We start from the raw sequence: 23,095 nt of genomic DNA, 5'->3' as shown, positions 1-23,095 counted from the left end.
TTTCATCATGCCCTCATAGCCATTGGATATAAACGAGGCCGAAGGGCAGGCGGCGCGGCGCAGACGCAGTTCAGCCGCGCCGGAAACGACAGACACGAAAAAAGGCGGCGCTGAAGCGCCGCCTTTTTTTCAGTAAAAGGAGAGAGAAATACAATGGGTGGGTATCCTTTCGGATGAGCGTATCATACACGCACCCGGGCGGGAAGTCAACAGGTTTGGCAAAGAATTAACAAACCATTCACAAAGTAGGGACTCCGTTCACAAATCGTTTACAGGCAGGACACCCCTCCCCTATTGACAACAAAAAATATTGGTGCTACCATTTAGCACGCTAATAATTCGTATGCTAATAATTTAAAGGTGAAGAAGGAGGGTCGCTATGAAATGTTGCTTTGACGAGCACCCGGCGCACTTCGGCGCGCTGTTCGGCTACTGCGATCACCAGGTGCATAAGCTGATGGGGCGGATGCTGAAGCGCTACGACGTATCGCCCATGCAGTGCCGGACGCTGATGTTCCTGCACGACGCGGAGGGCAGCGTGAACCAGAAAACACTGGAGCGCCACCTGATGATCAAGCCCAGCACGGTGAACGGCATCGTGGACCGGCTGGAGGAGAAGGGGCTGGTATACCGCACCGTCAGCGCCACGGACGGACGGTGCCGCATTCTGGCACTGACAGAGGAGGGCCAGCGGTTCCATGACGATTTCCAGACCGTGCTGCACCAGGTGAACGAACGGCTGGAGCGCGGCTTCACGCAGGAGGAAAAGGCGCAGTTCACCGCGTTCCTGCTGCGGGCGGGACGGAACCTGACCGACGAGGAGGAGGAAGCATGATAAAAAAATTGGCGCCCTATACCAAGGGCTACCGCCTGCTGATGCTGTTCGCCATCGCCTGCTCCGCCGGAGAGGCGGTGCTGGAGCTGACGCTGCCTCAGGTGATGAGCGACATCGTGGATATCGGCATCGCCAACGGAGACAGAGGCTATATCCTGATGGCGGGGCTGAAAATGGTCATTATGGCGCTGCTGGCGCTGGGCTGCGGCGTGGGCGCGGCGGCTTTGGCCGCCAAGGCGTCCATGGGCTTCGGCGCGGCGCTGCGGAAGGCGGAGTACGAGCAGGTACAGCGCTTCTCCTTTGCCAACATCGAGCGCTTCTCCACCGCCAGTCTGGTGACGCGGCTGACCAACGACGTGGCCTCGGTGCAGATGACCACATTTATGGGAATGCGTATGCTGGTCCGCGCCCCCACCATGCTGGTGACGGCGCTGGTAATGGCCCTGATCATCAGCCAGCGGCTGAGCCAGGTGTTCCTGGTGGTCATTCCCCTGCTGGTCATCGCGGTGGTCATCGTCATCAAGCGGGTAGGTCCGTTCTTCACCTCTTTGCAGGGGGCCACGGACCAGCTGAACCTGGTGGTGCAGGAGGACCTGAACGCCATCCGCGTGGTGAAATCCTTTGTGCGTGAGGCGCAGGAAAAGGAGAAGTTCACCCAGCGCAGCGAGAAGCTGCGAAGCATGGCCGAGCGCGCCTTCGGCTTTGTGGTGCTGTTCATGCCGGTGATGATGATCCTGATGGGCGGCACCATCACGGCGGTCATGTGGATCGGCGGCCACTACGTGTGGGAGGGCACGCTGCTCTCCGGCGATCTGATCGCGTTCTTTACCTATGTGAGTGAGATACTGATGTCGCTGATGATGGTATCCGTGGTGCTGATGATGCTGACCCGGGCCATCGCCTGCGGCAAGCGCATCGCCGAGGTGCTGGAGGAGAAACCCCGCATCACCGACGAGCAGGCCGACCCGGCGCTGAAGGTGGAGGACGGCTCCATCCGCTTCGACCATGTGTATTTCAAGTACCACGACACGGCGGAGGCCTGGAACCTGGAGGATGTGAGCTTTACCGTACCCAGCGGGGCCACGGTGGGCATTTTAGGCGGCACCGGCAGCGCCAAGACCACGCTGGTGAGCATGATCCCCCGGCTGTACGACGTGAACGGCGGCGCGGTGTATGTGGGCGGCCACAATGTGAAGAACTACACCATGGAGGCGCTGCGCGACGGCTGCGCCATGGTGCTGCAGAAGAACACGCTGTTCTCCGGCACCATCCGGGAGAACCTGCGCTGGGGCGACGAGAACGCCAGCGATCAGGAGATCGAGGCGGCCTGCCGTCTGGCCTGCGCCGACGAGTTTATTGAGAAAATGCCGGACGGATACGACACCTATATCGAACAGGGCGGCACCAACGTCTCCGGCGGGCAGAAGCAGCGGCTGTGCATCGCCCGAGCGGTGCTGCGGAAGCCGAAGATACTGATCCTGGACGACTCCACCAGCGCGGTGGACACCGCCACGGACGCGAAGATCCGAGGCGCGCTGAAAACGGCGCTGCCCGGCACCACAAAGCTCATCATCGCCCAGCGGATCACATCCGTTATGGACGCCGACCTGATACTGGTGATGGACGATGGGCACATCTCCGCCATAGGCACCCATGAGGAGCTGATGGCGCAGAGCGACATTTATCGGGAGGTCTATCGCTCCCAACAGGAAGGGGTGAGCATCGATGGCTGAACAAAAACGCGGCGGCCCTCGCGGCCACGGGCCCCAGGGGCACGGCTTCCAGCGGCCCAAGGACTTCAGAGGCACGGTGAGCAAGCTGCTGCGCTATATCGGGCGCTATAAGGCGTCGCTGGCGGTGGTGTTCATCTGCCTGGTGATCAGCTCCGTGGGCTCGGTGATGAGCAGCTATCTGCTCAAGCCTATTATCAACGACTATATCCTGGTGGGCGACTTCGCCGGCCTGCTGAAAATGCTGGCGCTGCTGCTGGGACTGTTCCTGCTGTCGGGCCTGTGCTCCTATGCCTACGCCCGCATCATGGTGCATATCTCCCAGCGGACGGTGGCTCAGATGCGGCAGGATCTGTTCGACAAATTGCAGGACCTGCCCCTGCGGTACTTCGACACCCACCAGTCCGGCGACCTGATGAGCCGCTTTACCAACGACATGGACACCGTGTCGGAGATGATCAACTCCAGCTTCGCCAGTGTGGTGTCCTGCGCCTTGACGTTTATCGGCATTGTTGTTATGATGCTGTATATGAACTGGGTGCTGACGCTGATCACCTTTGCCTTTCTGGTGCTGATGCTGCTGGTGGTCAAGGGCGTTGGCGGCAGAAGCCGCGTGAGCTTTCAGGCACAGCAGCAGGCGCTGGGCGCCATGAACGGCTATATCGAGGAGATGGTGGAGGGCCAGAAGGTCATCAAGGTGTTCAACCACGAGAGCAAGGCCATCGCGCAGTTCTCCGGGCTGAACGACAGCTATCGGGACGCCGCCACGGCGGCCCAGACCTACTCCGGCGCCATGATGCCGGCCATGGCCAACCTGTCCCGCATCGACTACGCCGTCACCTGCTGCGTGGGCGGGCTGCTGGCCATCGGCGGAATGTTCGACGTGGGCTCCCTGGGTGCGTACCTGCTGTATGTGAAGCAGGTGAGCCAGCCCATCTCGCAGATCAGCCAGCAGGTGAATGTGCTGCTGGCGGCGGTGGCCGGCGCGGAGCGCATCTTCGCCGTGATGGAGGCCGAGCCGGAGACGGACGAGGGCAAGACCGTCATCGTCCGGGTGGAAAAGCACGGCGATACGCTGACCGAGACAGACCGCCGCACCGGCTGCTGGGCATGGAAAAAGCCCGACGGCACGCTGGTGGAGCTGAAGGGCGACGTGCGCTTCGACCATGTGACCTTCTCCTATGACGGGGAGAAAACGGTGCTGAACGACGTGTCGCTGTTCGCCAAGCCGGGGCAGAAGATCGCCTTTGTGGGCTCCACCGGCGCGGGCAAGACCACCATCACCAACCTCATCAACCGGTTTTACGACGTACAGGAGGGCACCATCACCTATGACGGCATTGACGTGAGGGACATCCAGAAGGACTCTCTGCGCCGTTCGCTGGGCATGGTATTGCAGGACACCCATCTGTTCACCGGCACCATCGCCGACAACATCCGCTACGGACGGCTGGACGCCACGGACGAGGAGGTACGGGCCGCGGCGAAGCTGGCCAACGCCGACAGCTTTATCCGCCATCTGCCCCAGGGGTATGACACGGTCATCACCGGGGACGGCGGCAGCCTGAGCCAGGGCGAGCGGCAGCTGCTGGCCATCGCCCGGGCGGCAGTGTCCGACCCGCCGGTACTGATCCTGGACGAGGCCACCAGCTCCATCGACACGCGGACGGAAAACCTGATCGAACAGGGCATGGACTCGCTGATGGAGGGCCGGACGGTGTTCGTTATCGCACACCGGCTGTCCACCGTGCGGAACAGTCAGGCCATTCTGGTGCTGGAGCATGGGCGCATCATCGAACGCGGCGACCATCAGGAGCTGCTGGCGCAGAAGGGCAAGTATTATCAGCTCTACACCGGCAAGGCGGAGTTGAGCTGAGGTATAAACGAGGAAGAAACCGGAAAAGATCAAAGGAGGATGCACCATGACGGAAAAACAGCTTTGTGATATGGCGGTGGCCATGCTGGAGCGTTCCTATGTGCCCTATTCCCACTTCCCGGTGGGCGCGGCGCTGCTGTGCAAGGACGGCACAGTATTCACCGGCTGCAACGTGGAGAACGCCGCCTACGGCGCCACGATATGCGCCGAACGGACGGCCATGGTCAAGGCGGTCAGTGAGGGACACAGGGACTTCGACACCATTGTGATCGCCGGGCGCAGCGAGGACTACTGCGTGCCCTGCGGCACCTGCCGGCAGGTGATGATGGAGTTCGCACCCGGCCTGACGGTGATCTGCCTGAACGGAAAGGGCGAGAGCAAGCGCTTCGCGCTGAAGGAGCTGCTGCCCTACGGCTTTGACCAGAGCTGGCTATAAACGCGGCAGAATTTTCATGGAACCAAATCGCACCGCGCTCCGTCTCAATGGACAGAAACCTATTTCAGGAGGAAACTACACGATGAAAAAAATCATTTCCCTTGTGCTCGCCGCCGTGCTGACCCTGAGTCTCGCCGCCTGCGGCACGAAGAACGACAGCAAGGGCGACCAGCCCGCCGCGCCTGCCAGCGCTCTTGACCTGCTGGAAAAGGTGTGGAGCACCTACACCGAGGACGAGAAGTTCCCCGCCAGCGGCGGCGACTACTCCGAGGCGAACAGCAAGGAGGACGCCCCCGGCGTCTATGACCTGACCGACCGTGCCGCTGTGGACAGTGCCCTCGGCCTGCCGGAGACGGCCAAGGTGGATCAGGCCGCGTCGCTGGTCCATATGATGAACCAGAACACCTTTACCGCCGCGGCGTACCACTGCACCGATGATGCCGATGCGCTGGCCACCGCCCTGCGGGACAACATCCAGCAGCGGCAGTGGATGTGCGGCTTCCCCGATAAGGTTGCCGTGGCCGTGGTGGGCGAGTATGTGGTGTCCGTGTTCGGTGCCGAGGATCTTGTGGACACCTTTATGTCCCACCTGAACGGCATCTTCGGCGTGCAGCCCGTCTACGACGAGGCCATCCTGTGAAGCGCTGGATAGAGCGAGGCGTATTTCTGCTGGCGGCAGCGGCTATGGTCATAGCTGCTGCCGCCATTCCCACCCGGCGGGCGCAGGAGGATACGCTGCCGGAGGTATATGTGTACCGTGGCTATGCCGCCGCCACCGACGCACCGTGGAGCGAGAAATCACTGGACTTCGCCGTAAAACGGTTTTCTCACCTGTTGGAGGCATATTTCCCCGGGTCGGAACACGTATATATGAGCGTGATCCCAGATAAGGCCGCTTTTATGGAGACGCCGGAGGGCTACACGCCCGCCGGGGCCCAGGAGACGGCGGACTATCTGGCGCAGCGGCTGCCGGTACAGACGATCGATATTTCCGGGCTGCTGTCGCTGGAGGACTATTACCGTACCGATCCCCACTGGCGGCAGGAGCGTCTTTCCGCCGTGGCGCAGACCATATCGGAGGCCATGGGTGCACTTGTGCCGAACACGACGGAGGAGACGCTGTGCGCGCTGGCGGGCGAATTCCACGGCAGCTACTGGGGCAAGACGGCGGAGCCGCTGACGGCGGACGTCCTGTCCTATATCACCTCTCCCCTGCTGGAGGGCTGCACGGTGTACGACTATGAGACGGACAGCACCGGCGGCGTGTATGATCTGACGGCAGCGGAGAAGGCGCCCTACGACCTGTTTCTGGGCGGGCCGAAGGCGCTGCTGCGGATCGAAAACCCGGCGGCAGACAACGACCGGACGCTGGTGGTGATGCGTGACTCCTTCGGCAGCAGCCTGATTCCCCTGCTGGCAGGCGGCTACAGCACCGTATACGCGGTGGACATCCGCTATATTTCCACCGACGCGCTGGCGCGGGTGACGGAATTCCCGGAGGGGGCAGACGTACTGCTGCTGTACAGCGTTGCCGTACTGCAAAACAGCATTACGCTTAAGTAAGCAAAAGGCCGGGTGCTTTCAGCGCCCGGCCTTTTTATGGCAGAAAGAACGCCGGAGCATTGCTCCGGCGTTCTGCATTTACTTAGAAGAAGAAATCCTTGATCTGGCCGTACAGGATGAGGACCATGCACAGCGGGGTGATGAACTTGACGCAGACCTTGAAGAAGCCGTAGCTGCCCATGGCATGACCGGACTGCTCCGCCTCTTCCTTGACGAACTCGGGGCCGACCTCCCAGCCGATCATCAGGCACATCAGCAGGGCGCCCAGCGGCATCATAACGCCCTCGGACAGTGCATCCCAGAAGTCCAGCCAGTCAGCCGCCCAGTTCTTGGGTTCCGCTATATTCAGTATATTGGCCGGTGCGATACCGCTGGAACCCAGGCAGTCGGCGCAGACCAGGATGCAGCCCAGGCCCACCAGAGCCGCGGCGATCAGGGTGTACTTCTTGCGCTTGTCGCCCTTGCCCTCGATACGGGCCTTATCCACAAAGTGGGCCACGATGACCTCCAGCAGGGAGATGGAGGAGGAGATGGCGGCAAACACCACCAGCAGATAGAACAGGATGCCGAAGATGGGGCCCAGTGTGCCCATGGAGTGGAACACGTTCTGCATGGTGATAAACAGCAGCTTGGGGCCGCCGATGTTGCCGGCGGGATCCAGCGCGAAGCGGGCGGGCATGACGCACAGACCGGCCATCAGGGCCACCATGGTATCCATGATGATGATCAGCAGGGCGTTCTTCTGCAGGTTCTCCTTCTTCTGCAGGTAGGAGCCGTAGGTGATCATGGCGCCCATGCCCAGAGACAGGGAGAAGAACATCTGGCCGCCAGCGGTGGAAACAACGTTAAAGATGCTGGGAGCGCCGGACTGGTAGGAGACGATGGCCTGTGCCACGCCATTGACCATGATGGAGGAAACCTCCACGCCGTCAACAACCGCCTTGGCGGGCACATAATAGCCGACATTGGCCGCCCAGCCGGGGGAGAACATGTACTTCAGACCGTCCAGAGCACTGCCGTTAACAACGCCCTCCACAAGAGAACCGTCCGCCTGCAGGATCTGCACGGCCACGTCGGTACCCTCCAGGGTGCAGGCGCGGATGATGCAGATCAGCAGGGCCACGAACAGGGCGGGCATACCCACGGAGCAGACCTTCTCGATGCCGCCGCCGACGCCGCCCATAACGATGAGCATGGTCAGCGCCACGAAAATAAGGCCGTAGATAACACCCTCAACGGGACTGCCCAGGAAGTTGCCGAAAATTTCGCCGCCGGACAGGCCATTGGAGCCGAAGCCGGCACCGAACAGATCGCCGATGTTCAGAACGGTGTACTTGATGCAGTAGCCGCCCAGTGCGCAGTAGAAGAACAGGATGAAGAAGGCGGACAGGATGCCCAGCCAGCCCATCCACTTGAACTTCTTGGACAGAGCCTTGTACGCGCCCACGGCGCCGTGGCCGGTCTTGCGGCCGATGGCCAGCTCGCCCACCATGACGATGAAGCCGCACAGGACCGCCAGGATCAGATAGATGATGAGGAACGTGAAGCCGCCGGAGGCGCCCATCTTATTGGGGAAGCCCCAGATGTTGCCCAGGCCGACTGCCGAGCCGACCGCGGCCATCAGGAACCCGAAATTGGTTCCAAAGCCTTTTCTTTCTTCCATTGTTTTCTCTCCTTAACAGATTTTTGCTCCTACATCGACGCAGGAGTTGGTAAATTTTACCGCGCCCGTCTATTGACAGGAAACGGCACGGGGCACCGCCATGCCCCGCAGGTATTTCCTCACGGGATAAAATCCCTTCAAGGCTACCTGAAAAAAGTATACAGGAAACTCTTTCCGCCCGCAATTAGCAGTTTTTATAAAAATTGAGCGCCATATTGTACATTTTTAACATTCTATGAACGGATTTTTCCACATATTTTATATGGTTTTTGCTTCTTTTTTTACATTGAACCATTCAGTTTTTGGCGGGGTTCCGGGATTTTTGCAACAGACGGCGAATGATTTTCTTTTCAAGAAACTTGATCGGTAAAATTTTAACGCGGCGACGAGAAGAACGGCAGGGGCGCGGGGGTTTTCTTTCGGGGAGAAGTGTGGTATACTGTTCCTGATTCTTTGCAGGGAGGTGGGGGATGATGAGACGGTTCCGGGCGCTGGTGCTGGCGGCGGTATTGGCGCTGACGCTGGCGGGCTGCGGGCGGCAGGATCGTCCGCAAAGCGGGAAACTGAACGTGGTGTGCACGCTGTTCCCCTACTACGACTTTGTGCGGCAGATCGGCGGGGACGCGGTGGACGTACAGCTGCTGGTGCCCGCCGGGCGGGAGACACACAGCTTTGAGCCCACGCCGCTGGACGTGATCGCCGTCAGCGAGGCGGAGGTGTTCCTCTACAACGGCGGGGAAAGCGAGCTGTGGGTGGAGGACATTCTGGACGCGGCAGGCGAGGCTATCCCCTACCGGCTGGCTATGATGGACTGCGTGGAGACATACCGGGAGGAGTACGCCGAGGGGATGCAGGGCGGCCATGACCACGCACATGACGAACATGGCGAGCACGATGACCATGAGGCGCATGACGGGCATCTGCACGATGGCCACGAAGAGGAAATAGAGTACGACGAGCACATCTGGACATCGCCGGTGAACGCCATGGCCCTGTGCCGGGCCATCTGCGATACGCTGTGTGAGGCCGATCCGGACAATGCCGACGGCTATCGGGCTCGGCTGGCGGACTATCTGGACGAATTGCAGGCGCTGGACGAGACATTCCGGGACATCACGGGCCATGCGGCACGGCGGCTGCTGGTGTTCGGCGATCGGTTCCCGCTGCTGTATTTCTGTAGGGAATATGATTTGGATTACCGGGCGGCGTTCCACGGCTGCGCGGGAGACACGGAGCCGTCCCTCGCCACGCTGAAATATCTGATCGACGTGGTGGAGGAGCAGGAGATACCGGTGGTATACACCATCGAGCTGAGCAGCCGGAAGGTGGCGCAGGCCATCGCCGAGACCACCGGGGCGCAGGTGCGGACATTCCACTCCTGCCAGACGGTGAGCCGGGCGGAATTCGACGGCGGAGCCACCTATATCAGTCTGATGACCGCCAACGCGGCGGCACTGAAGGAGGGACTGTCCTGATGGAACAGGAGAAACGCATATTGTTGGACTGCCGGGATGCAGCGCTGGGCTATGAGGGCAAGCCGGTGTGGGAGCACCTGAGCTTTCAGGTACACAGCGGCGACTATGTGTGCATCGTGGGCGAGAACGGCAGCGGCAAGTCCACGCTGGTGAAGAGCCTGCTGGGGCTGCTGCACCCCATGGCGGGCGAGATCGTACGTTCGCCCTCCCTGCGCTCCGGCGCCATCGGCTATCTGCCCCAGCAGACAAAGGCGCAGAAGGACTTTCCCGCCACGGTGACGGAGGTAGTGCGCAGCGGCTTTCTCAGCGGGAAGGGAATGCGGTTTTTCTACACGCCGAAGGAGAAGTCCACCGCGCTGATGCACATGGGCAAGCTGGGCGTGCTGGAGCTGAAGGACCGGTGCTACCGGGAGCTGTCCGGCGGGCAGCAGCAGCGGGTGCTGCTGGCGCGGGCCCTGTGCGCCGCCGGTGAGCTGCTGATCCTGGACGAGCCGGTGACGGGGCTGGACCCGGCGGCAGCCCAGGAGCTGTACCGCACGCTGGAATACCTGAACAAGCAGGAGCGCATCGCCATCGTGGCGGTGACACACGATATACGCAGCGCCCTGCGCTACGCCGACCACATTCTGCACGCCGGCCACGGAACGTACTTTTTCGGCACGGCGGCGGACTATCTAACGTCCCCCTGGGGCAAACGGTTCGGAGGTGACGAGGCATGAGCTTACTGCTGGAAATGTTCACATACCCGTTCATCCTGCGGGCTTTTGTGGTGGGTATCCTGGTGGCGCTGTGCGCGGCGCTGCTGGGCGTACCGCTGGTGCTGAAGCGGTACTCCATGATCGGCGACGGGCTGAGCCATGTGTCCTTCGGCGCACTGAGCATCGCACTGGCCTGCGGCTGGGCGCCGCTGCCGGTGTCTATCCCGGTGGTGGTGCTGGCGGCACTGGGGCTGCTGCGGATGACGGAGAGAAGCCGGATGGGCGCGGACGCGGCCATCGCGGTGGTCAGCGCGTCGGCGCTGGCCGTGGGCGTGGTGGTGACAAGTCTGACCACCGGCATGACCACGGATGTGGACAGCTTTATGTTCGGCTCCATCCTGGCCATGGACCGGGCGGATGTGGCACTGAGCGTGGGGCTGTGCGCGGCGGTACTGGTGCTGTATGTGCTGTTTTACCATCGGCTGTTCGCCATCACCTTCGACGAGAGCTTCGCCCGGGCCACCGGGGTGAAGGTGGGGCTGTACAACACCATCCTGTCGGTGCTGACGGCCCTGACCATCGTGCTGGGTATGCGGATGATGGGCGCGATGCTGATCTCCAGTCTGGTCATCTTCCCGGCGCTGACGGCCATGACGCTGCTGCGGAGCTTCCGGGGCGTGGTCATCTGCGCCGCAGGGCTGAGCGTGGTGTGCTTCTGCGTGGGGCTGACCGGGTCGTACCTGTGGGGCACGCCGGTGGGCGCCACGGTGGTGCTGGTAAATTTGGCGGCGTTTTTGCTGTCGAGAGGCGTTATGAAGCTGAAAAGAGCGTCCTAAGGGCGTTCTTTTCAGCTTTTCGACCTATTTTGCGGGTGCTTTTTGCGGAAAAACCCTTGCGTTTCGTGTGCTTATATGGTATGCTATGTGTGTACGTAAGGTTAAGGTATTGACTGGAGTGGACGAGATCGTCCGCTTTTTTTAATGGTCATCGTTCTATGATGACCGGGACGTTCTGTTGGAGGGCTTGCTGTGAAAAAGATCACCGAGGTCGTATGGGCGCTGGCGGAGCCGGCGGTGCAGGCGCAGGGCTGCCGCATCTGGGATGTAGAGTACGTCCGGGAGGCGGGACAGTGGTACCTGCGGCTGTATCTGGACAAGGACGGCGGCGTGGACATTCTGGACTGCGAGGCCATCAGCCGCACGGTCAGCGATCTGCTGGACGAGGCGGACCCCATCGAGAGCAGCTACGTGTTCGAGGTGGGCTCGGCGGGGCTGGAGCGCCAGCTGAAGCGGCCGGGGGATTTTGCGCAGTTCATGGGCAGCCCCGTGCTGGTGAAAACGTACCAGCCCAAGGACGGGCGCAAGGAGTTCGCCGGGACCCTGGCTGGCTATGAAGACGGCGCGGTGCTGCTGGACATGGGCGGCGAGACGGTACGCTTTGAGAAGAACGAGACGGCGCTGGTGCGCCTGCGGGTAGAATTCTGAGACAACACGACTTGAGATAGAAGGAGAAACGACCATGAAATGTGACGAGATCTTCGCGGCACTGGCTATGCTGGAAAAGGAACGGGGCATTCCCCAGAGCTTTATGATGGGCAAGATCATCCAGGCGCTGACCACCGCCTATAAGCGCGACCACGAGGGCGTGGAGTATGTGGTGGTGGACGTGGATGAGGAGAAGAAGGACCTGAAAATGTACGTCCAGAAGGAGATCGTGGAGGAGGTGGAGAACCCCGCCAGCCAGATCTCGCTGGAGGAGGCCAAGCGCATCTCCGCCAAGAACGAGCTGGGCGGCATGGTGAACTTCCCGGTGGAGTCCGTGGAATTCGGCCGCATCGCCGCCGGCAACGGCAAGCAGGTCATCATCCAGGGCCTGCGGGAAGCCGAGCACGGCATGATCTATGACGAGTGGGGCAGCAAGCAGCACGAGATCCTCACCGGCACCGTCAGCCGCATCGACCCCCGGAACGGCAATGTGATCCTGCGGATCGGCAGCGGCAGCGAGGCCACGGAGGCTGTGCTGACCATGAACGAGCAGGTGCCCGGCGAGGAGCTGCACGAGGGGCAGATGGTGAAGGTGTATCTGGTGGAGGTGCGCCGCAGCACGCGCGGGCCGCAGGTGATGATCTCCCGCACCCACCCCGGTCTGGTGAAGCGGCTGTTTGAGCTGGAGGTGCCGGAGATCTACGACGGCACCGTGGAGGTGCGGTCCATCGCCCGGGAGGCCGGCAACCGCACGAAGATCGCCGTGTGGTCCGAGGACCCCAACGTGGACGCCATCGGCGCGTGCGTGGGCCCCAGGGGCCAGCGCGTGAACGCCATCGTGGACGAACTGCGGGGCGAGAAGATCGACATCGTGAAGTACAGCGAGGACCCGGCGGAGTTTATCGCCGCGGCGCTGGCGCCGGCGGATGTGGTCAGCGTGCAGCTGGCCGACGAGGGCAAGGCCTGCCGCGTGACGGTGCCCGCAGACCAGCTGAGTCTGGCCATCGGCAAGGAGGGGCAGAACGCCCGTCTGGCCGCGCGGCTGACCGGCTATAAGATCGACATCAAGGCGGCCAACGCGGAGTAAGCGGCGGCTGCGGAAAGGAACGGCAGCGATGCAGAAGACCCGAAAGATACCCCAGCGGCAATGTGTGGGCTGCCGGGAAATGAAGGACAAAAAGGCGCTGCTGCGTATCGTGAAGACCCCGGAGGGGGAGATACTGCTGGACAGCACCGGAAAGAGATCCGGCCGGGGCGCGTACGTGTGCCCGGACCCGGAGTGCCTGAAAAAAGCACGGAAAAGCCGTGCGCTGGAGCGCGCCTTCGACACCGCCATACCGGCGGAGGTGTACGACGCGCTGGAAGGGCAGATGGTGGCACTGTGACAGAGCATTTGTTATCCACTTTGGGTCTGGCGCTGCGCGCCGGTGCGGTGGCCGTGGGCGAGGAACCCGTAGGCGCGGCGGCACGGGCCAAGAAGGCCAGGGTCATCTTTACGGCGCGGGACGCGGCGGCATCCTCGGTGCGGCGGGCGTACAGCTTCGGCCGGGCAGGCAGCTGTCTGTGCCTGCCCTTCCCGGCGGACAAGGAGGATTTCGGCCGGGCGCTGGGCCGGACCAGCGTGGCCATGTGCGCGGTGACGGACATCGGGTTCGCCCAGTCGCTGGTGAAGAAGCTGGCGGCGGCGGAGCCGGAGATCTACGGCGCGGCGGCGGAGGCGCTGGACCTGAAGGCCAAGCGGGCAAGGGAACGGAAGGAAGAGCAATTACAGCACGAGAAGAACCTGCGCCAGGGCAGGCACCGCGTTCACGGCGGCAAGCCGCCGGAGCCGCCCCACGCGTCTCCGGAGCCTCCGGCACCGGAGCACAGGCCCCCCGCGCCGGAACACCGGCGTCCGCCGCGGCGGGAGTATCCGGAGGGACGCCCCGACCGGGTCTATAAGGAACGGAACGGCCGCCCGCCCAGGGATAAACGGCCGGCAAAGAAGGAGGCCCCCGGCGCACGGTATGAAAACGCGCGTCCGGTAAAGAAAGGCAAGGGAAGCCGGAAGACGACCGGCAGATAACAGGAACACAGCGCGCCGTGAGCGCGGTGCGAGCAACTGAGATGGAGGTGGCTTTATTTGGGTAGTATCGCTAACAAATACAGAGTGCATGAGGTGGCCAAGGACTTCGGTGTGTCCACGAAGGAGATCACGGAGATCCTGACCAAGTACGCCGAAACGCCCAAAAATCATATGCAGGTGCTGGAGGACCGGGAGCTGAGCCTGATCTTTGAGTATCTGACCCAGCACAACCCGGTGAGCAGCATCGCGGTGATCTTCGCCGAGGGCGCCAAGCCGGAGGAGAAGAAGGCGGAGAAGCCCGCCGCCAAGCCGGCGCAGAACGCATCCGCGCCGGTACAGGGTCAGGGCCAGGGCGGCAAGCCCCAGCAGGGCGGCAAGCCCCAGCAGGGCGGCGCGCCCAAGGCGGAGCAGCCCAAACAGCCCATGTCCCGCGTGCCCCAGCGGCAGGTGGTGGACACCCGCAAGGCCACCAACGTCAATCTGGACAAGTACGACGAGAAATTGCAGGATATGGCCGACGCCCGCAGCAGCGGTAAGCGGGACCAGCAGGCCCCACAGGGCAAGGAGAAGTTCCGCAGCAATAAGCAGCGGCGGGACAATAACTTCGCCAGCAACAAGCGCAAGCAGGAGGAGGCCGACCGGCTGCGGAAGCTGCGGCTGGAGGTCATCAAGAAGACCCCTGTGACCGTGCAGATCCCCGACGAGATCAGCGTGGGCGAGCTGGCCAGCCGGATGAAGAAGACCGGCGCAGAGGTGGTCAAGTGCCTGATGAAGAACGGCGTGATGGCCTCCCTGAGCCAGATGATCGACTTCGACACCGCCGCCATCATCGCCGAGGAGATGGGCTGCAAGGTAGAGAAGGAGGTCGTCGTCACCATCGAGGAGCGCCTGATCGACGACCATCAGGACAAGGACGAGGATCTGGTGCCCCGGGCACCCGTGGTGGTGGTCATGGGCCACGTGGACCACGGCAAAACCAGCCTGCTGGACTATATCCGCAACGCCCACGTGGCCAGCGGCGAGGCCGGCGGCATCACCCAGCACATCGGCGCCTATCAGGTGCAGATCAACGGCAAGCCCATCACATTTTTGGATACCCCCGGCCATGAGGCCTTTACCTCCATGCGCGCCCGCGGCGCCATGGTGACGGATATCGCCATTCTGGTGGTGGCCGCCGAGGACGGCATCATGCCCCAGACGGTGGAGTCCATCAACCACGCCAAGGCCGCCGGTATCCCCATTATCGTGGCCATCAACAAGATGGATAAGCCCGAGGCCAACCCCGAGCGCATCAAGCAGCAGCTGACCGAGTACGGCCTAGTGTGCGAGGAGTGGGGCGGCGACACCATCGTGTGCCCCATCTCCGCCAAGACCGGCATGGGCGTGGACAATCTGCTGGAGATGCTGACGCTGACCGCCGAGGTGGGCGAGCTGAAGGCCAACCCCAACCGCGCGGCGCAGGGCACCGTGATCGAGGCCCGTCTGGACAAGGGCCGCGGCCCCGTGGCCACCCTGTTGGTACAGAACGGTACGCTGCATCAGGGCGACATCATCATCGCCGGTACCTCTGTGGGCCGCGTGCGTGCCATGGTCAGTGACAAGGGCCAGCGCATCACCGAGGCCGGCCCCAGCGTGCCCGTGGAGATCACGGGTCTGAGCGAGGCACCCTCCGCCGGCGCTACCTTCAACGCCGTGGCCGACGAAAAGCTGGCCCGCGAGCTGGTGGAGCAGCGCAAGGCCGAGGAGAAGGCCAAGGCCAACGCCCCTGTGACCAAGGTGTCGCTGGAGGATCTGTTCAGCCAGATCCAGGCCGGCGAGATGAAGAACCTGAACCTGATCGTCAAGGCGGACGTGCAGGGCAGCGTGGAGGCGGTGAAGTCCTCGCTGGAGAAGCTGAGCAACGAGGAGGTCCGTGTGCGCGTGATCCACGGCGGCGTGGGCGCCATCAACGAGAGCGACGTCATGCTGGCGTCCACCTCTCAGGCCATCATCGTGGGCTTCAACGTCCGGCCGGACGCCGCCGCCCGCGACAGTGCCGCCCGGGCCAACGTGGATATGCGGATGTACCGCGTGATCTACGATGCCATCAACGAGATCGAGGCCGCCATGAAGGGCATGCTGGCCCCCAAGTTCCGCGAGGTGCTGCTGGGCCACGCCGAGGTGCGCCAGACGTACAAGGTGTCCGGCGTGGGCACCGTTGCCGGCTGCTACGTGCAGGACGGCAAGCTGCAGCGCAAGGACTGCCAGGTACGGCTGGTCCGCGACGGCATCGTGATCCACGAGGGCGTGCTGGCCTCCCTGCAGCGGTTCAAGGACTCCGTGAAGGAGGTGCAGGCCGGCTACGAGTGCGGCCTGAGCATCGAGAAATTCAACGACATCAAGGAAGGCGACATCGTGGAGGCCTTCACCATGGAGCAGATCGAGGTATAACAAACAGCCGATGGGTGGGCGAGCGCCCACCCATCTTTTTCTTGAAAGGAGGAGCGCCCTATGGCCGGAAACCGCATCGGACGCATCAATGAGGAGATACGCAAGGAGCTGAGCGCCCTGCTCCGCACCGTAAAGGACCCGCGGGTATCCGAGGGGATGCTGACCATCACGCGGGTGGACACCACCAGCGACCTGCGGTACGCGCGGGTGTATATCAGCGCGCTGAACTGCGCGGATGAAAAGGGCCTGATGAAGGGGCTGAAGTCTGCGGCCGGATATCTGCGGCACGAGCTGGGCCAGGCCATCGACCTGCGCTACACGCCGGAGCTGCAGTTCTTCATGGACGACTCCATCGCCCACGGCGCGCACATTCTGGATCTGCTGAACCACGTGAAGCCCGCCAACCCCGCCAACGCGGACATCGTGCTGCCGGAGGACCGGGAATGAGCGCGCGGCTGACGGTGCAGGAGACAGCGGACTTTCTGCGGACGCTGGACGGCGTGCTGATCCTGACCCACGTGCGCCCGGATGGGGACACGGTGGGCTGCGCCGCCGCGCTGTGCCGCGCCCTGCGGGCGCTGGGCCGGACGGCGTATCTGCTGGAAAACCCGGAGATCACGGAGACGTACACGCCCTACGCCGAGGGGCTGTGGGCACCGAAGGGCTATGTGCCGCAGAGCGTGGTGTCGGTGGACATCGCGGCGCTGAATTTGCTGCCGGAGAACGCGGTGCCGTATAAAAACGACATCTGCCTGGCCATCGACCACCACGGATCCCAGGAGTTCTTCGCGGAACGGACGTGCCTGGACGCGGAGGCCGCCGCCTGCGGCGAGATCGTGTATGAGATCGTGGGCAGGCTGACGGACATCACGCCGGAGATGGCCATGGCGCTGTATGTGGCGGTGTCCACAGACTGCGGGTGCTTCGTCTATGCCAACACCACGGCGCGGACGCACCGCATCGCCGCCGCGCTGATGGATCGGGGCATCGACGTGGGGCCGGTGAACAAGGCGCTGTTCCGCACGAAGTCGCCGGTGCGGCTGGCCATGGAGGCCCGGATGGTGGCGGACATGGAGCTGTATGACAACGGCCGGGTGGTGGTGATGTCCATCCCTCTGGCGCTGTGCCGGGAGCTGGGCGCTGCCGAGTCCGACGTGGAGGAGCTGAGCAGTCTGGCGGCGCTGGTGCAGGGCACCGACTGCGGCATCACGCTGCGGGAGCTGAAGCCGGGACGGGTGAAGCTGTCGCTGCGGACGGGACCGCGGGTGGACGCCAGCACCGTATGCCGCGTGCTGGGCGGCGGCGGCCACAGGGGCGCCGCCGGGGCCACGGTGGACGGCACCCTGGACGAAGCGAAGGCGGCCATTCTGGCGGCCTATACGGAGGTCATGGGATAACATGGCCGACGGGATCATCATTATCGACAAGCCCGCGGGATGGACCAGCATGGACGTGTGCGGCAAGCTGCGGGGCATACTGAAAACGAAAAAGGTGGGCCACGCCGGAACGCTGGACCCCATGGCCACCGGCGTGCTGCCAGTGTTCGTGGGAAACGCCACGCGGGCGGTGTCCTACGCCGAGGGCGGGGACAAGGAGTACGTCGCGGGGCTGCGGCTGGGGCTGACGACCAACACCCAGGATACCACCGGCGAGGTGGTGGCGGAGCGCCCTGTGTCCGTGACGCGGGCGCAGCTGGAGGACGTGCTGGCGCGGTTCACCGGGGAGATCGACCAGGTGCCGCCCATGTACTCGGCTATCAAGATCAACGGGCAGAAGCTGTATCAGCTGGCCCGGAAGGGGCAGGAGATCGAACGGCCCCCACGGCGGGTGACCATACACGAGCTGGCGCTGCTGGAGCCGGAGGACGGCGACTGGCGGCTGCGGATACGGTGCAGCAAGGGCACGTATGTGCGGGCGCTGTGCCACGACATCGGGCAGGCGCTGGGCTGCGGCGGATGCATGAGCGCTCTGCGGCGGACCATGGCCGCCGGGTTTACACTGGCGGAGAGCCGCAGTATTGAGGACGTACAGGCGCAGGGCGAGGCCCTGCTCTCCCCTACCGACTCGCTGTTCCGGCAGTACCCGGCCTATCACATCGCCGGTGAACGGGACCACAGACGGTGCCTGTGCGGCAATCCGCTGGCGGCGGAGGGCTTGCAGCCGGGGCTGTACCGGGTGTACAGCCCGGATGGGGCGTTTCTGTGCCTGAGCCGCTGGGAAGCGGGTGTTCTGACATCAGAGAAAAACTTTTTCGGAGCGTGAACAACTTGGAAAAGACAGTTATCGCCCTGGGCTTCTTCGACGGCGTGCACCGGGGCCACGGCGCACTGCTGCGGAAGACGGCGGAGCGCGCCCGGGAGCTGGGAGCCGTCCCCGCGGCATTCACCTTTGACCGGCCGCCGAAGGAGGTGGTCACGGGGCAGCCCGTGTACCTGATCAACTCCAACCGGGACCGGCAGGGGCTGATGGAGCGTCTGTACGGCATCGAGCGGGTCATTTTCGCGCCCTTTGACCGGGAGATGATGACCATGCCGTGGGAGGCCTATCTGGAAATGCTGATCGGGACATACGGCGCGGTGCACTTCGTGGCCGGGCACGACCACCGGTTCGGCCATAAAAACGCCGGGAACGTGCAGCTTTTGCGGCAGAAGTGCGCGGAGATGGACATCGGGTGCGACATCATCCCGCCGGTACAGCGGGAGGGCATCACGGTCAGCTCCACGTACATCCGGACGCTGGTGGAGGCGGGCGACATGGAGCGCGCGGCGGACTTTCTGGGCCACCGGCACTGCCTGAGCCAGACGGTGCAGCACGGACAGCGGATCGGGCGGACCATCGGCATCCCCACGGTAAACCTGGCGGTGCCGGAGCACGTGCTGGCCCCGGCGCACGGGGTGTACGTGACGGAGGTATTTCTGCCGGACGGACGGCGGTGCGCCGGCGTGACCAACGTGGGCACGCGGCCCACGGTGTCCGACAGCGATCAGGTGTCCGTGGAGACGTACCTGCTGGGCTTCGAGGGCGACCTGTACGGGCAGGAGCTCCGGGTGGAGTTCTGCCGCCGGCTGCGGGGCGAGCAGAGGTTCGACACGCTGGAGGCGCTGCGTCAGGAGATACAGCGGAATATTCAGCAGGCAGAAGCCTATTTTGAGGCATGAGAAAAGGCACCCCTGACGGGGGGCCTCTTCTGTTATTTCACACGGCGCCGGGGTAAGACACCGCGGAAAACGGTGTCAGTCCTCGCGCTTTTTGCCCACAAACGCCACGCCGGCGGCGGAGGTCAGCGCCATGCCGACATACAGAGCAATGCCTGCGTCGAAGGTCTTGGGGCTGCCCTTGGTGTCGGTGGTCTTGGTGTCGGTGGTGGGCTGGTAGTAGTAATAGCCGCCGGAGGAAGTGGATGTCCACTTGGCGGTGAGAGTAATGTTATTCACAGCTTTGTATTCAGCATCCACCTTTGTGGTACCATCATACCAGCCTGCGAAGGTATACCCGCTGCGGGTGGGGGCAGGCAGGGTAATGGTGCTGTCTTTTGCCACCTTAAGCGCTTTTGCCGGGGTAGCCTGGTTATCGTTATAATTCAGAGTGACAGTAACCATCTGCTCCTCGCTGACACCTCCGCTATAGTCTGTACCCTTGACCGGTGTCACTTCGATGGACTGGCCGTTTCCGTTTTCTTTGGAGAGATACAGATGCTCAATGGTACCGTCGGTGTATTTAAACTTTGCACCGTAACCCTTATCATGCTCCACATAAAGATTGGTAACCGTACCGCCATTCATCGTAAAGCTACCGGGGTTGCTGGCAGAATACGCATTGGAATTCACAAACACATTGCCGATGGTACCGCCGTTGATCGCAGTCAGTGCACCGGTGGCATTGGCACCGATCCACAGATCGGAACTGTACTGTAAATAATTGTCGTCCTGATACTTTTCAACGTTTTTGTTGCCGACGATACTGCCGGAGTTCATCTCAAACGACGCGCTGCTGGTCATATAAACACCGCCGATAAAATTGGGAGCCTTGCCGTTCGTGATGGTCGCACCATCAATGGTCAGCTTGCCCTTGTCGCAGAAAATCACACGGCACTTTTCGTTGCCGTTCACGGTAACATCTTTTAATGTGACCGTGGCGGAAACATACAAAACACAGGCGGTCTTATTATCGCTGCCGGAAGTAAAGTTGTCAGCCGCCTTGATGGTATACTTGCCCTGGCCGTCAATAGTAACGTCCTTTGCAAGATTGAGTGTAGAAGTCAGCGTAATATCTGCGGCCAGCTTGATCTCGCCGCCATTGCTAACAGCGGCGGTCAGTTCCGCCTCTGTCTTGACCTCTGTTGCATCCGCCCAGCTGACGCTGCACAGTGCCAGGGCCATGACCAGGGCCAGAATGGTTGCTAATACTTTTTTCATTGTTCATTCCCCTTATGGTAGTAGATTTCCGCAGGTGCGCTCGTTTTAATGTGTATTAAAACGCAAATGCAGAGGTACCTCTGCGGATAGTCAGATTATAGCACATTTACACCGTTTGTCCAGCCTTTTTATGGAAATTTTACACATTTTTTCTGTTACCGGGAATAAAAACAGGAAAATTTGGCAGGAAATGGGCGTTGAGGGCGGAGAAAATGCCGCCTGCGGCGGGGCGAGGGCGTTTTTTGGCGCTGCGGGGCAGCAGGGAGGATTTCGCGCCTGCGGGCGCGAGCTGCTTTCTTTTCGTGTCGAAAGAAAGCAGCCAAAGAACGCCACTTAAGGAAAGGGGGATTTCGAATTTCCCCCTTTCCTTAAGAATCCTATCCCCTTGAAACGACAAAGGAGGGGGCTCCGGCCCCCTCCTTTTGAAACCACCCCCAGGGGGAAGGCTTTGGGGGGTCAGACCTTCAGATCAGTGGCGGCGGCGCGGGTGTGCTCACGCATGGCCTGTTTGGCGGCCGCGTCATCCTGCCGGTGGATAGCGCTCAGTATCTCCCGGTGGCGCGCCAGAATACGGCGTTCCAGGGCCAGACACGCGCTGTCGTTCAGCGTCTCCATCTTTTTCAGCAGGGTGTGCTGCTCCACCTGGCCCAGGACATCGGTGACGATCATGGCCACCTGGTTGCCGGTGGCGCGGGAGAGCAGACTGTGGAAACGGACGTCCAGCTCAGCAAAGCGGCGGTAATCGCCCAGGGCCTGCTCCGCCGCCGTGAGGCAGCTGTCCAGCGCCGCCAGATCCTCGTCGGTGCGGCGCCGGGCCGCCCAGCCGGCGATGGTGCCGTCGTTGACGGCGCGGTACTCGCCCAGCTCCTCCAGAGATATCTGGTTCAGCTGGAGCATGGCCGACAGCGGCTGCTCCACGCCGTCGATGGTCAGCTCCTGCACCACGGCGCCGCTGGCGCCGTGGGTGGAGGCCACATAGCCGCCCTGCTCCAGCATACGCAGGGCCTCGCGGATGGTGGGACGGGAACGGTGGAGCTGCTCCATCATGGCACGCTCGGAGGGCAGGCGGTCGCCGGGCTTCAGCACTCCGGAGGTGATAAGCTCCCGCAGCTGGTCATAGATGGCCTCGCTGGCCCGCCCGCCGCCGATGGGCTGCCAGGGGATATGTACGGCTTCCGGCATGGAAGGCCCTCCTTTCACAGAAAATACCCGGACAGTATAGCGCATCCCGGGGAAAATAGCAAGGGCAGGATGCAGGAAAGCCCGGAGGACGGCGCCTTCGGGCTTTCCCGCTGTGGGGAGGGGGATATTACTTCTTCAGGGCTTTCATTTCCTCGATCATCATGGGGACAACCTTGAACAGGTCGCCGCAGATGCCGTAATCCGCCACCTCGAAGATGGGGGCCACGTCGCTCTTGTTGACGGCGATGATGCACTCGGAGTCCTGCATGCCGGCCTTGTGCTGGATGGCACCGGAGATGCCCAGCGCCACGTAGATGCGGGGATGGACGGTCTTGCCGGTCTGTCCCACCTGATGGTCGGCGGTCATCCAGCCGGCGTCCACCACGGCGCGGGACGCGCCCACCACGCCGCCCATGAGGGCGGCCAGCTCCTCGGCCAGGGCGATGCCCTTCTCCACGTCCTTGGCGATGCCGCGGCCCACGGAGACCACCACCTCAGCGCCGGTGAGATCCACCATGGCGCGGGCGGCCTTGACGATCTCCAGCACCTTGGTGTGGATGTCGGCCTCGGTGAGGGTAAAGGCGGGGTGGATGAGCTCCACCTTGCTCGCGCCGTTCTCGTCAAACTCGCGCTTCTTCATCACGCCGGGGCGCACGGTGGCCATGGCGGGGCGGAAGCGGGGGCAGACGATGGTGGCCATCAGGTGGCCGCCGAAGGCGGGACGGGTCATCTTCAGGTTGGTGTTGACGTCAAAGAGCTTGGTCTCGAAGCTCATGCTGTCCACGTCCAGAGAGGAGCCGGTGCGCAGGAAGTTGATGTAGCCGTTGAGATCCACGTCCAGGTGGGTGCAGTCGGCGCACAGGCCGGTGTGGAGACGGGCGGCGCAGCGGGGCGCCAGGTCGCGGCCGATGTGGCTGGCGCCGAACAGCATGATCTCGGGCTTGAACTCGTGCACCGCGTCAGTGATGATCTTGGTGTAGGCGTCGGTGGTGTAGTCCTTCAGCAGGGGGCTGTTGTAGACGTAGACCTTATCCGCGCCGTAGCCGCCCAGCTCCGCGGCGATGCCGTCCACGTTGTCGCCCAGCAGGATGCCGCTGAGCTGCACACCCAGCTCGTCGGCCAGCTTGCGCCCCTCGGAGATCAGCTCAAAGGTGGTGGGCATCATCTTGCCCTGCCGCTGCTCGCAAAAGACCCACACGCCGGAGAAGGCCTTGGGATCGGTATTCATAAAAGTAGACATATC

23 protein-coding genes are annotated in these 23,095 nt (G+C 62.6%); 18 read left to right on the top strand and 5 right to left on the bottom strand.

Translation table 11 applies throughout. From position 1 onward, the window contains the following. Window positions 1–379: 379 nt before the first annotated feature. The 6 genes from ACOMDU_RS03160 (at window position 380) to ACOMDU_RS03135 (ending at window position 6,440) form a co-directional block, all read left to right on the top strand. A complete protein-coding gene (locus ACOMDU_RS03160) occupies window positions 380–835 on the top strand; it encodes a MarR family winged helix-turn-helix transcriptional regulator (RefSeq protein WP_421128994.1) in 456 nt (151 codons plus the stop codon). Continuing rightward, window positions 832–2,568: an ABC transporter ATP-binding protein gene (locus tag ACOMDU_RS03155; protein ID WP_421128993.1), complete on the top strand. Its 1,737-nt coding sequence runs from the start codon at window positions 832–834 to the stop codon at window positions 2,566–2,568. Before ACOMDU_RS03160 ends, ACOMDU_RS03155 begins: the two co-directional genes overlap by 4 nt. Further along, window positions 2,561–4,441, top strand: coding sequence for an ABC transporter ATP-binding protein (locus ACOMDU_RS03150; protein ID WP_421128992.1), 1,881 nt, complete (start codon window positions 2,561–2,563; stop codon window positions 4,439–4,441). Before ACOMDU_RS03155 ends, ACOMDU_RS03150 begins: the two co-directional genes overlap by 8 nt. 46 nt (window positions 4,442–4,487) lie before the next feature. Then, window positions 4,488–4,877, top strand: coding sequence for a cytidine deaminase (cdd, locus tag ACOMDU_RS03145; RefSeq protein ID WP_421128991.1), 390 nt, complete (start codon window positions 4,488–4,490; stop codon window positions 4,875–4,877). Window positions 4,878–4,959: 82 nt separating this feature from the next. Continuing rightward, on the top strand, window positions 4,960–5,517 hold the full coding sequence (locus ACOMDU_RS03140; protein WP_421128990.1) for an LptM family lipoprotein: 558 nt from the start codon (window positions 4,960–4,962) through the stop codon (window positions 5,515–5,517). Continuing rightward, window positions 5,514–6,440 (top strand): alginate O-acetyltransferase AlgX-related protein, encoded by a 927-nt coding sequence (locus ACOMDU_RS03135; RefSeq protein WP_421128989.1) that lies wholly within the window; start codon window positions 5,514–5,516, stop codon window positions 6,438–6,440. Before ACOMDU_RS03140 ends, ACOMDU_RS03135 begins: the two co-directional genes overlap by 4 nt. Before the next feature lie 82 nt (window positions 6,441–6,522). Here the strand turns inward: ACOMDU_RS03135 and ACOMDU_RS03130 are convergent, their stop codons facing one another. Beyond that, complete coding sequence (locus ACOMDU_RS03130; RefSeq protein WP_421128988.1) at window positions 6,523–8,103, bottom strand: sodium-dependent transporter; 1,581 nt, start codon at window positions 8,101–8,103, stop codon at window positions 6,523–6,525. 470 nt (window positions 8,104–8,573) lie between these two features. Here ACOMDU_RS03130 and ACOMDU_RS03125 point away from each other — a divergent pair, with 470 nt between their 5' ends. From ACOMDU_RS03125 to ribF, 12 genes are all read left to right on the top strand, one after another. After that, entirely contained in the window at window positions 8,574–9,578 is a 1,005-nt protein-coding gene (locus ACOMDU_RS03125; RefSeq protein WP_421128987.1) for a metal ABC transporter substrate-binding protein, read from the top strand. After that, window positions 9,578–10,297: a metal ABC transporter ATP-binding protein gene (locus ACOMDU_RS03120; RefSeq protein ID WP_421128986.1), complete on the top strand. Its 720-nt coding sequence runs from the start codon at window positions 9,578–9,580 to the stop codon at window positions 10,295–10,297. The genes ACOMDU_RS03125 and ACOMDU_RS03120 overlap by 1 nt, the downstream gene beginning before the upstream one ends. After that, entirely contained in the window at window positions 10,294–11,112 is an 819-nt protein-coding gene (locus ACOMDU_RS03115) for a metal ABC transporter permease (RefSeq protein ID WP_421128984.1), read from the top strand. The genes ACOMDU_RS03120 and ACOMDU_RS03115 overlap by 4 nt, the downstream gene beginning before the upstream one ends. Before the next feature lie 192 nt (window positions 11,113–11,304). Beyond that, window positions 11,305–11,760 carry a ribosome maturation factor RimP gene (locus ACOMDU_RS03110; RefSeq protein WP_421128982.1) on the top strand — a complete coding sequence of 152 codons (456 nt, stop codon included), beginning with the start codon at window positions 11,305–11,307 and terminating at the stop codon, window positions 11,758–11,760. Between the two features lie 34 nt (window positions 11,761–11,794). Next, window positions 11,795–12,847, top strand: a complete 1,053-nt coding sequence (gene nusA, locus ACOMDU_RS03105; RefSeq protein ID WP_022136318.1) for a transcription termination factor NusA — start codon at window positions 11,795–11,797, stop codon at window positions 12,845–12,847. A 28-nt stretch (window positions 12,848–12,875) separates the two neighbouring features. Beyond that, complete coding sequence (gene rnpM, locus ACOMDU_RS03100; protein WP_421128981.1) at window positions 12,876–13,145, top strand: RNase P modulator RnpM; 270 nt, start codon at window positions 12,876–12,878, stop codon at window positions 13,143–13,145. Further along, complete coding sequence (locus tag ACOMDU_RS03095) at window positions 13,142–13,825, top strand: L7Ae/L30e/S12e/Gadd45 family ribosomal protein (RefSeq protein WP_421128979.1); 684 nt, start codon at window positions 13,142–13,144, stop codon at window positions 13,823–13,825. The genes rnpM and ACOMDU_RS03095 overlap by 4 nt, the downstream gene beginning before the upstream one ends. Window positions 13,826–13,891: 66 nt before the next feature. Further along, a complete protein-coding gene (gene infB, locus ACOMDU_RS03090) occupies window positions 13,892–16,255 on the top strand; it encodes a translation initiation factor IF-2 (protein WP_421129277.1) in 2,364 nt (787 codons plus the stop codon). A gap of 60 nt (window positions 16,256–16,315) precedes the next feature. Continuing rightward, window positions 16,316–16,702 carry a 30S ribosome-binding factor RbfA gene (gene rbfA / locus ACOMDU_RS03085; RefSeq protein ID WP_022136314.1) on the top strand — a complete coding sequence of 129 codons (387 nt, stop codon included), beginning with the start codon at window positions 16,316–16,318 and terminating at the stop codon, window positions 16,700–16,702. Beyond that, a complete protein-coding gene (locus tag ACOMDU_RS03080; protein WP_421128978.1) occupies window positions 16,699–17,652 on the top strand; it encodes a DHH family phosphoesterase in 954 nt (317 codons plus the stop codon). The genes rbfA and ACOMDU_RS03080 overlap by 4 nt, the downstream gene beginning before the upstream one ends. Before the next feature lies 1 nt (window position 17,653). After that, a complete protein-coding gene (truB, locus tag ACOMDU_RS03075; RefSeq protein WP_421128977.1) occupies window positions 17,654–18,517 on the top strand; it encodes a tRNA pseudouridine(55) synthase TruB in 864 nt (287 codons plus the stop codon). After that, a complete protein-coding gene (gene ribF / locus ACOMDU_RS03070; RefSeq protein ID WP_421128976.1) occupies window positions 18,514–19,413 on the top strand; it encodes a riboflavin biosynthesis protein RibF in 900 nt (299 codons plus the stop codon). Before truB ends, ribF begins: the two co-directional genes overlap by 4 nt. A gap of 75 nt (window positions 19,414–19,488) precedes the next feature. On the opposite strand, the gene ACOMDU_RS03065 is transcribed toward ribF, so the two are convergent. From ACOMDU_RS03065 to acrA, 4 genes are all read right to left on the bottom strand, one after another. Then, entirely contained in the window at window positions 19,489–20,670 is a 1,182-nt protein-coding gene (locus ACOMDU_RS03065; protein ID WP_421128974.1) for an InlB B-repeat-containing protein, read from the bottom strand. Window positions 20,671–20,809: 139 nt separating this feature from the next. Next, window positions 20,810–21,067 (bottom strand): hypothetical protein, encoded by a 258-nt coding sequence (locus ACOMDU_RS03060; RefSeq protein ID WP_421128973.1) that lies wholly within the window; start codon window positions 21,065–21,067, stop codon window positions 20,810–20,812. A 59-nt stretch (window positions 21,068–21,126) separates the two neighbouring features. Continuing rightward, a complete protein-coding gene (locus tag ACOMDU_RS03055) occupies window positions 21,127–21,852 on the bottom strand; it encodes a FadR/GntR family transcriptional regulator (protein ID WP_421128972.1) in 726 nt (241 codons plus the stop codon). A gap of 127 nt (window positions 21,853–21,979) precedes the next feature. Continuing rightward, window positions 21,980–23,092: an acryloyl-CoA reductase electron transfer subunit beta gene (gene acrA, locus ACOMDU_RS03050; RefSeq protein WP_421128971.1), complete on the bottom strand. Its 1,113-nt coding sequence runs from the start codon at window positions 23,090–23,092 to the stop codon at window positions 21,980–21,982. Window positions 23,093–23,095 lie beyond the last annotated feature (3 nt).

Origin of the sequence: Vescimonas sanitatis, from assembly GCF_049060325.1 — a bacterium.
Lineage (GTDB): Bacteria > Bacillota > Clostridia > Oscillospirales > Oscillospiraceae > Vescimonas > Vescimonas sanitatis.
The sequence above is the reverse complement of the archived record's forward strand: the minus strand, read 5'-3'. Positions and strand labels throughout refer to the sequence as shown.